Here is a 9,598-nt window from a genome sequence, read left to right as displayed (position 1 = left end):
CCGGCGGCGACGGCCGCTGGCAGGCCCAGGCGGCCCAGGTGGCGCGTGAGCGGGCCCTGGCGGTGGCACCCGAGGCCCGTGTGGAAGTGCAGGTGGGGCGGCTGGACCCGGCCTGGCGGCTGGCCCCCTGCTCCCGGGTGGCGGCCTTTGCGCCGCCGGGCGTGCCGGCGGCCGGACGCACCCGGGTGGGCCTGCGCTGCGAGCAGGGCCCCAAGGCCTGGAAGGTCACGGTGCCGGTGGCCGTGGCGCTCTGGCAGGCCGCCCCGGTACTGCGCCAGGCCCTGCCGGCGGGCACGACGCTGGAGGCCGCGCACCTGATGGAGGCCGAGGTGGACCTGGGCAGCGGCCGGGAACCGCCCTGGCCCGCCGCCCGCCTGCTGGGGCGGCAGCTGCAGCGCCCCTTGGAAGCCGGTGAGGCCGTGCGCCCGGCCGACCTGCGCGCCCGTCAATGGTTTGCCGCCGGCGAGGTGGTGCAGGTGGTGGCCGAGGGCGAGGGCTGGCGCATCACCACCGCCGGCCAGGCCCTGAGCCCCGGCCTGGAGGGCCAGTGGGCCCGGGTGCGCACCGAGGGCGGCCGGGTGCTCACCGGCCAGCCGGTGGGCGAGCGCCTGATGCGGGTGGCGCCATGAGCCGCCTCCCCAGCCCGGCATGGCCCCGAAGAGCGGGGCGATTGCCCCTCAATCAGCCGCCAGCACCGCTGCAAAAAGGCCTAAAGTTTTCACCTGCCCGCCCCGATAGCACGAGCATGTGCATCGGGCGGGGTGAATGGACCGCGGTACGTCAGCACCCCAGGCCCGAAGGAGAACAGCATGAAGATCGGTTCCCAGCTCAATCCGGCGGTCACCTCCCAGGTGGCCGGCGAGCGTCAGGGCGCCTCGTCCAAGACTGGCGGAACGGCCCAGGCCGGCGCTGGTGGCGGCAGCACCACCGTGCAACTTTCGGCCACGGCCACCAGCCTCATGGACAGCAGCAACGCCGACGGCAGCTTTGACGCCGCCAAGGTCGAACGCATCGCCCAGGCGATCCGGGATGGCAAGTTCGAGGTCAACCCCGAGAAGATCGCCGACAAGCTGATCTCCAACGCCCGCGAGGTGCTCAGCCGCTACGGCAGCTGAAGCCGTGGGCGGGGGCGGGCGCCACAGCGCCGCCCGCCGCCACCGGACGAAAGCACCCTGCGCCCCTGCCACCGCGGCCCGGCCGTGGTGGTCCCCTGTTGCTGCTGTTTGTAGTACCCACCATGCTGCACGCCCCCCGCCCCCTGCCCCTGGCTCAGCCCTCCGCCGAGCAGGCCCACGCGCTGGAGCGCGCTGTGGCCGCGGTGGAGGACGGCCTGGCCGCGCTCAGCCAGTCCTTGACCCTGCGCGACCCCGAGGCCACCGAGCAGGCCGCCGCCGCCCTGCACCAGACCCTGGCCGAGGCGATGGACCGCTTTGCCGAGGTGGCCCGCCACGGCGGCGTGCCGCCTGCACTGCGCCGCCGCCTGGCCCGCAGCGGCGGCCAGGTGGCCGCCCAGCGCAACGCGGTGGCGCGCGGCTCGCAGTGGCTGGACCGCACGCTGGAGCTGCTCATCGGCCCGGCGGCGACCGAGGCCGCCGAGGCCCCGCCGGCTGCCCGTGGCGGCTTTGGCGGTGCCAGCCCCTTCGGCAGCGGCCCGCGCAGCAGCGGCTGGGCCCAGGCCTGAAGGCCGCCCGGGCGCCGTCCCGCCCTCAGGGGCAGGTGGCGGTGCTGGTGTCCACCCGCACGATGCGGGGGCTCACCGAGGCCGGGTTGTAAGGCGCCTTGGGCGCCTTGAAACCGGCCAGATAGGCCTCCAGGGCGTCGATGTCCTGGGCGCCCCCCAGCCGGTCCTGCCCCTGCAGGAAGGTGCTGAAGGCATCCCCCCCGTCGGCCATGAAGCTGTTGACCGTCACCCGCCAGGTGCGGTCCGGCTCGCCCACCTGACCCGCGGCGTCCACCAGGGTGTGGGTCACACCGCCAGTGGTCAGGGTGAAGTTGCGCACCTTGGCGCCGCAGGCCTGGGTGTGGTCCCACTCATAGCGCACGCCTGTTGAAGGGAGCATGACGCGGGAGAAGCTGGTCTGCCCCAGGCAGCCGGGGAACTGCTGCTCCAGCACGGTGCGCAGCTGGGCGCTGGTCAGGGTCATGGTGACCAGGCTGTTGCCAAAGGGCTGGACGGTGAAGGCCTCGCCGTAAGTGACCTGGCCATCGCCCTCCCCCGCCGCGCTGCCGGCGTACAGGAAGCCGGGACTGCGCACGCCGCCCGGGTTCATCAGGGCCAGCTGGGCACCGCCCTGGGCCGGGGCGGCGGTGGCGGCCAGCATGGCGTCGGCCACCAGATGGCCGGCCGGCATGGCACAGGCCGCATCGCGGCTGTTGGGCACATCAGCGGCCACGGCACCCAGCACCCGGTTGGCGATGGGGGCCACGCGGGCCTTGTAGTCGGCCACCAGGGCGGCAATGCCGGCATGCGGGGTGATGGACGGGTCGGTGCGGTCGACCACCACGTTGCGGGCCTGGGTGGCCACGACATGGCCGCCGCGGTCCAGCGTCAGGTCCAGCTGGGTGAGCACGCGGCCGTTGGCGGCGGTCTGCGTCACCGGGATGGCGCGGCCCGCGGCGTTGGCCACCTGGCAGACGTAGGGCACATGGGTGTGGCCGGTCATGACGGCGTCGAAGGCGTCGTCGAGCTGGCTGACGATGGACTGGATGGCGCTGCCGGCCAGGTCGCCGGCGCAGGCGTTGATGTCGGCGGTGCCGCTGACGGCCTGGGTGCCGCCCTGGTGGATCACGGCCACGATGGCCTCCACGCCTTTGGCGCGCAGCGCCGGCACCAGGGCGTTGAGCGCCGCGGCCTCGTCGGTGAAGCGCAGGCCGCGCACGCCGCTGGGCGAGACGATGGTGGGCGTCTCGCGCAAGGTGGCGCCGACGAAGGCGACCTTCAGGCGCCGGCCGTCGACCTCGAAGCTGCGGATGCCATAGGGATGCACCAGCGGCGCACCGCCGGCCTCGCGCACCACGTTGGCCGAGAGGAAGCGGGCCCGCGAGCCCTCGAAGACCAGGCGCTCGCCGCCGGCGCCGGTGCGGGCGCAGCTGGTCACGGTGTCGTTCGGGTGGCAGCCACCGCGCTGCAGGCGCATGAGTTCACGCCGACCGTCGTCAAACTCGTGGTTGCCCAGCACGTTGAAGTCCAGGCCCAGCAGGTTCATGGCCTCGATGGTCGGCTCGTCGTGGTACAGGGCCGAGAGCATGGGCGAGGCGCCGACCAGGTCGCCTGCGGAGACCACGACGGTGCGGGGGTGGGCGGCCCGGGCGGCCGCCACATAGCCGGCCAGGACGTCGGCCCCGCCGGCGGGCACGGCCGCGGCGCTGGCGTTGGCGCGGTAGGTGCCGGGGGACTCCAGCGCCCCATGGAAGTCATTGAAGGCCAGCACGCGCACGGTGGCGGTGGGCGATTTGGCGGCCGGGGCGGCCGACGCCGCCGCGCCGGCCAGGGCCAGGGCAGCGGCCAGAGCCACCGGGGCGGCGCGGCAGGCGCGCAGGGTCAGGGATGAAACCATGCGGAGGTCCTCCAGGAGCAGGGCCACCCGGCGGGTGGCGGTGCTTGCATTGGAAGGACTGTCGGTGACAACAGCGCGGGCGCGCCGCGCGGACCCATGGGGCCGTCCGACCCCGCCGGACCGTGCGAAATGTCACACAGCCGCGGCGCTCATCGGGGGCTCACCAGGCCCGCAGCTTGACCCGCAGCCGGGCGATGGACTGGCTGTGCAATTGGCAGACACGGCTTTCGGTGACGCCCAGCACCGCCGCGATCTCCTTGAGGTTCATGTCGTGCTCGTAGTACATGCTCATCACGTACTGCTCGCGCTCGGGCAGCTTCTTGATGGCTTCCACCAGCGCCTCGCGCATGCGCTGGTCCTGCAGCTGGGCCAGGGGGTTGGCGTCCTCGCTGCCCACATGGCGGTCCAGGTATTCGTCGCTGCCGTCGTCGCCGCTCATGTCCTCCAGGTACACCAGCTGGGTGCCGCGCACCTTGGTCAGGATGTCCTGATAGGACTGCAGGCTGATGCCCATCTCCTCGGCGATCTCGCTCTCGTGGGGCGGGCGCTTGAGGCGCTGCTCCAGGCGGTGGACCGCGGCCTCGATCTCGCGCTGCTGACGGCGGTTGCCGCGGCTCATCCAGTCGCTGCCGCGCAGCTCGTCGAGCATGGCGCCGCGGATGCGCTGGGTGGCGAAGGTCTCGAACTGCACCCCCTGCGAGATGTCGAAGCGGCCCAGCGCGTCGTGCAGGCCGATCATGCCGACCTGGATGAGGTCGTCGATCTCCACGTTGGCGGGCAGCTTGGCGATCATCTGATGCGCCAGTCGCCGCACCAGCGGGCTGTACTGGCGCAGCAGTTCATTGGCATCCAGGCGACCTTGGGGCGTGTACATGGTCAGTCTCCGTGGTGCCCTTGTGGGGCTGTCGGGGCATGGAACAGGGGCTGGAGCCGGGCCGGCAGGGCCAGCTCGTCCGGGCTGAGCAGGTGGTCGGCCACCAGGCGGCTCAGGCCCAGCTCGGCCGGCCCCCGTGCACCGGCGGCGCAGTCCAGCGGCAGGCGGTGGCGCAGCACGGTGCCCAGGAAGGCGTCGCCGCACTGGACCAGGCGGTCGGCCACCTGCTGCGCCGGGCGGGCCCGGGCGTCGGCGGCCACCACCAGGTCAAAGGCCTTGAGGCCCAGGCGGGTGGTCAGCAGCTTCATGGCGGCATAGGCCTCGGTCAGGCCGGCGGCGTCCAGGCCGCAGGTGAGCACGGGGCAGACCTCGCGGTGGCCGAGCATGCGGGCCAGGTCGCTGGCCTGGGCGTGCAGCAGCACCACGTCGGCGCCGGCGGCCACCTGCTCCACCGTGGACAGCCAGGCCTCGCAGGAGCCGCGGGCGTTGACATGGCGGCGCGGCAGGCCGCGGGCGGCCAGGTAGCGCACCTGCGGGCCCAGGGCCTCGACGGCAGCGGCCAGGTCGATGTCCACCAGCTCATGCGGATGGGGCGCGTTGTCGGCGGCATCCACCACCAGCACTTGCGCGCCCAGCTCCACCAGGGCCAGGGCCAGCCGTTCGAGAAGCTGCGGGGCGGCAGCGACCTGGACGTTGGCCACCACCGGCATGAGGCGCAGCCGGCTGACCTGGAACATGCGGCGCAGGCCATCGGCCTGGTCGGCACGGCCCAGGGGCGCCGTGGCGCCCCCCTGGGCCGGACGGCTGAGGGCGGCGCGGGCCAGTTCGGCCAGGGGCTCGGCCACGGCGGCGGGCACGGGGCGGTAGGCGCGGACGGGGGGCGGTGCGGCGGTCATGGGGCCGGGGTGCTGCGGTGACCGGGGAGCGCTCAGGCGGCGGCGCCGGCGCGGGCGGTGCCCTCGGCGGCGGGAGGCCGCTGGGCAAAGACGAGCTGCACGTCGGGCGCCTCCATGCGGTAGGTGGCGGCGCCACCGCCACGCAGGGCACGGTGCATCAGGGCGTTGCTGGACAGGCGGTGCCAGTCCTCGGGCACGCGCTGGCCGTTGGCCACGCCCACCACCTTCAGGCGGTGGCGGATGACGGCGTCCAGCGCGGGGGCGAGCTTGACCGCCTCATCGATCTTGGAGAGCACCGCCCCCTTGCACTGGATGGCGCGCCAGGCGGTGGCCACCTCGTCCAGGGTCTCGCCCTGCACCGAGGCGTCCAGCACCAGCAGGCGCTGGATGCGGGGGTGGGAGAGCATCTCCAGCAGCTCGCGGGTGCGGGTGTCGCGCTGGGCCATGCCGGCGGTGTCGATGAGCACCATCTTCTTGGCCGAGAGCAGCTCCAGCAGGTCCTCCAGCGAGGCGCGGTCGTGGGCGGTGTGCACCGGCACGTTGAGGATGCGGCCGTAGGCGCGCAGCTGCTCGTGGGCGCCAATCCGGTAAGCGTCCAGGGTGATCAGGCCCAGGTGGGCGGGGCCGTGGGCGGCCACGAAGGCGGCGGCCAGCTTGGCGGTGGTGGTGGTCTTGCCCACGCCGGTGGAGCCGATGAGGGCAAAGACGCCACCCTGCTCCTCCAGCGGGGCCTCGGCCTCGCCGGTCATCAGGTTGCGCTCGAGCACGCCCTGGGCCCAGCCCATCTCGTCGTGCACCTCAGCCGGCAGGCTGTCCACCAGCTTGCGGGTCAGGCCGGGGGAGAAGCCGCAGTCCATGAGCCGCTGGGCCAGCAAGGCCTGGCGGGGGTCGCGCTGCAGGCGCTCCATGAACGCCATGGCGCCAAACCGCTCCTCGACCATGGCCTTCATCGCCCGCAGCTCCATGACCAGGGCGGCCTGTTCGCGCTGGGCGGTGGCGTCCACGGCCACGGCGGCATGAGGGGGCAGCGGCACCTCGGCCAGGGAGGGGCCGTCGTCGAGCTGACGCACCGCGGCGCGGCGCACCGGCGCGCTGGCAGGTGCCTGCAGGGGCTGGCGGGCCGGCACCGGCGCCATGCGGGGGGCCGGCGCCGCGGCATAGGCATGGGCCGGGGCGGCGGGAGCGGCCTGCGGGGCACGGCCGTAGGCGGCCGGGACCGGCGGCATGGCCGCCTCGCGCAGGGCATAGGCCTGCGGCGCCTGGGCCTGTGCCGGCAGGCTGGGCATGGGCGGGATGACCGGCTCAGCACCTCCCGCAGGGGGGGCACCGGCCTGGCGGCGCTTGAGCACCCGCTCGCGCACGTATTCCTGGAAGGACAAGGTGCTCATGCCGAGCTGGGCGACGTCGGACTCCACGTCCTGCCCGCCCTCGTCCAGGCCGGGCACGCGGTCGTTGAGGCTGCGCCCGGGCGCAGGGCGTTCGGCGGGCTGGCGCTCCACGCGCTCGCTCAAGGGCGCGCGTGCGGCCCCGGCGGGCACGGCAGCGGCGGCGCGGGGCGCCACCCGCTCGGCCGGCAGGTGGGCCGAGACATGTTCCAGGTCGGCCAGGCTCTCCGGCGCCATGGCCAGCACTTCCACACCCCCGTCGGCCGGCTTGGTGCTCAGGACCACGGCGTCGCCGCCCAGGGCCTGGCGCACCAGCGCGAGGGCTTCACGCGATGTACGAGCCGTGAAGCGTTTGACGTTCATGTGGACCTCCATGTTGGGCAGCGACCGGGACCGCGGTGGCCGGCCGGAGGGCCGGGGCGCACGGCCCTGGGGTTGAAGACAGTGTCTGGGGCCGGCCCTGGGCACATTCGGGGGATGAAGCGCGGGAAATCCACGCTTTTGGCCCGGCGGCGGCGGGGGGCGGGCGCGCCGCTGAACTGCGGCAGGCCGCGCTCAGCGCCCGCCGATGACCTGACTGATGCGGATGGAGTGGGTCTCCGGGATCTCGCTGTGGGCCAGCACCTTCAGGCGCGGCGCGGCGCGCCGCAGCAGCCGGGCCAGCGGCGCGCGCAGCGGGTCGGGCACCAGCAGGCAGGCGGGGTGGCCCAGGTTCTCCTGCTTGCGGGCGGTCTCGGCGGCCTGCCGGGTCAGGGTGTCGGCCATGCCGGGGTCGAGCACGGCGCCGTGCGGCGAGGTCAGGGCCTGCCCCACCAGACGCTCCAGATCGGGCTCCAGGGCGATGACCTCCAGCTCCTTGGCCGGGCCGTAGATCTGCTGCACGATGGCCGGCGCGATGTGGATGCGGATGCGGCGCGCCAGCTCACCGGGGTCGGTGATGGCGGCGTTCTCGGCCAGGCATTCGGTGATGGAGCGGAAGTCGCGGATGTGCACGCCCTCCTCCAGCAGCAGCTGCAGCACCTTCTGCAGCGGGGCGATGCCCACCTGCTTGGGGATGACGTCCTCCACCAGCTTGGGCGCCTGCTTGGCGATGTGCTCCACCAGGGCCTGGGTCTCCATGCGGCCCAACAGGCGCGCGGCATTGACCTGCATCAGGTGCGAGAGGTGGGTGGCCACCACAGTGGAGCAATCGACCACGGTGAAGCCGGCCATCTGGGCCTGGGCACGCTGGCGTTCCTCGATCCACACGGCGGGCAGGCCGAAGGCCGGATCCACGGTCTTGGTGCCGGGCAGCTGCGGGGCCGACCCGCCAGGGTTGATGGCCAGGTGCTGGCCCGGAAAGGCCTCGCCCTCGCCGATGACAGCCCCGCGCAGCAGCACCCGGTAGACCGTGGGCTTGAGGTCGAGGTTGTCACGGATGTGGACCGAAGGCGGCAGGAAACCGACATCCTGGGCGAACTTCTTGCGCACCCCCTTGATGCGGCTGAGCAGGTCGCCCTGCTTGCTCTTGTCCACCAGGGTGATCAGGCGGTAGCCGACCTCCAGGCCCAGGGGATCGACGGGTTGCAGGTCTTCCCAGCTGGCCTCGGCGTTGGCGGGGGGCTCGGGCGGCTTGGGCGGGGGGCCTTCCTCGGCCTCGCGCTGGGCCTTGCGGGTGAGCCACCAGGCGTAGTAGCCGATGCCGCCGGCCATGATCAGGAAGACCAGGTTGGGCATGCCGGGGATGAGGCCCAGCAGGCCGATGATGGCGGCGGTCAGGCCCAAGGCGCGCGGCGAGTTGAAGACCTGGGTGCGGATCTGCTGGCCGATGTCGGTCTCGGAGCCCACGCGCGAGACCACCATGGCCGCGGCGATGGAGATGAGCAGGCCGGGGATCTGGGCCACCAGCGCATCGCCCACGGCCAGCAGGATGTAGGTGCTGGCGGCCTGCGACATGCTCAGGTCGTGCTGCGCCACCCCGATGATGAAGCCGCCGACGATGTTGATGACCAGGATCAGCATGCCGGCGATGGCATCGCCGCGCACGAACTTGCTGGCACCGTCCATGGCGCCGAAGAAGTCGGCCTCCTCGCTGACCTCGGCGCGACGCTTCTTGGCCTCCTCCTCGTTGATGAGGCCAGCGCCCAGGTCGGCGTCGATGGCCATCTGCTTGCCGGGCATGGCGTCCAGGGTGAAACGCGCCCCCACCTCGGCAATGCGTTCGGCACCCTTGGTCACCACGATGAAGTTGATGACCACGACGATGGCAAAGACGATCAGGCCGACGGCGAAGTTGCCGCCGATCAGGAAGTGGCCGAAGGCCTCGATGACCTGGCCGGCCGCGCCCGGGCCGGTGTGGCCGTGCAGCAGCACCACCCGGGTGGAGGCCACGTTGAGCGACAGCCGCAGCAGGGTGGCCACCAGCAGCACGGTGGGGAAGGCGGCAAAGTCCAGCGGCTTGACCATGCTGGCGGCCACCAGCATGACCATCAGCGACAAGGCGATGTTGAACGTGAAGAACACGTCCAGCACGAAGGGCGGCAGCGGCAGCACCATCATCGCCAGGATCAGGACGATGAAGATGGGGGCCATCAGCGCCTTGAGCAGGGCGCCATGGGCGCCGCCCAAGGCGAGCCACTGGGTCTGCAGGCGCTGGGCGAAGGACGGCGGGGTCATGGGCGGTGGCGGCGGGCCGTGGGGGCACGGCGGTCAGGGCGCCGGACGGCGGACAGACCGGCGGCGTCCATGTTCACCCGCCGGTCCGCCGGGCAGCGGCTGGAATAGCGGGGACAAGCCGGCCCAGCTGCGCGGGGCTCAGCCCACGCGGTCCGCCGGCGGGGTGGCGCCGCCCGGGCGGCGCGCAGGGGGCGCGGCGTCCAGGTCGGCCTCGGGGTCGGCCACGGCCTG

At 73.2% G+C, this 9,598-nt stretch carries 8 protein-coding genes; 3 read left to right on the top strand and 5 right to left on the bottom strand.

Translation table 11 applies throughout. The features are described 5' to 3' along the window. From flgA to G3A44_RS22765, 3 genes are all read left to right on the top strand, one after another. Nucleotides 1-629: flagellar basal body P-ring formation chaperone FlgA (gene flgA, locus G3A44_RS22775; protein ID WP_310734447.1), on the top strand; the 629-nt coding region annotated here is incomplete at its 5' end. A 180-nt stretch (nucleotides 630-809) separates the two neighbouring features. Beyond that, a complete protein-coding gene (flgM, locus tag G3A44_RS22770; protein ID WP_163460047.1) occupies nucleotides 810-1,115 on the top strand; it encodes a flagellar biosynthesis anti-sigma factor FlgM in 306 nt (101 codons plus the stop codon). Between the two features lie 122 nt (nucleotides 1,116-1,237). Further along, entirely contained in the window at nucleotides 1,238-1,681 is a 444-nt protein-coding gene (locus tag G3A44_RS22765) for a hypothetical protein (RefSeq protein ID WP_163460046.1), read from the top strand. A gap of 25 nt (nucleotides 1,682-1,706) precedes the next feature. Here the strand turns inward: G3A44_RS22765 and G3A44_RS22760 are convergent, their stop codons facing one another. The 5 genes from G3A44_RS22760 to flhA form a co-directional block, all read right to left on the bottom strand. Next, complete coding sequence (locus G3A44_RS22760) at nucleotides 1,707-3,557, bottom strand: bifunctional metallophosphatase/5'-nucleotidase (RefSeq protein WP_163460045.1); 1,851 nt, start codon at nucleotides 3,555-3,557, stop codon at nucleotides 1,707-1,709. 160 nt (nucleotides 3,558-3,717) lie between these two features. Continuing rightward, nucleotides 3,718-4,431 (bottom strand): RNA polymerase sigma factor FliA, encoded by a 714-nt coding sequence (locus G3A44_RS22755; protein ID WP_163460044.1) that lies wholly within the window; start codon nucleotides 4,429-4,431, stop codon nucleotides 3,718-3,720. Nucleotides 4,432-4,433: 2 nt separating this feature from the next. Then, a complete protein-coding gene (locus G3A44_RS22750; RefSeq protein ID WP_163460043.1) occupies nucleotides 4,434-5,327 on the bottom strand; it encodes a MinD/ParA family ATP-binding protein in 894 nt (297 codons plus the stop codon). 32 nt (nucleotides 5,328-5,359) lie between these two features. Next, a complete protein-coding gene (gene flhF, locus G3A44_RS22745; RefSeq protein ID WP_163460042.1) occupies nucleotides 5,360-7,075 on the bottom strand; it encodes a flagellar biosynthesis GTPase FlhF in 1,716 nt (571 codons plus the stop codon). Between the two features lie 192 nt (nucleotides 7,076-7,267). Continuing rightward, nucleotides 7,268-9,367 (bottom strand): flagellar biosynthesis protein FlhA, encoded by a 2,100-nt coding sequence (flhA, locus tag G3A44_RS22740; RefSeq protein ID WP_163460041.1) that lies wholly within the window; start codon nucleotides 9,365-9,367, stop codon nucleotides 7,268-7,270. Nucleotides 9,368-9,598 lie beyond the last annotated feature (231 nt).

This window comes from Ideonella livida (genome assembly GCF_010499455.1).
Taxonomy (GTDB): Bacteria; Pseudomonadota; Gammaproteobacteria; order Burkholderiales; family Burkholderiaceae_C; genus Ideonella; species Ideonella livida.
The sequence above is the reverse complement of the archived record's forward strand: the minus strand, read 5'-3'. Positions and strand labels throughout refer to the sequence as shown.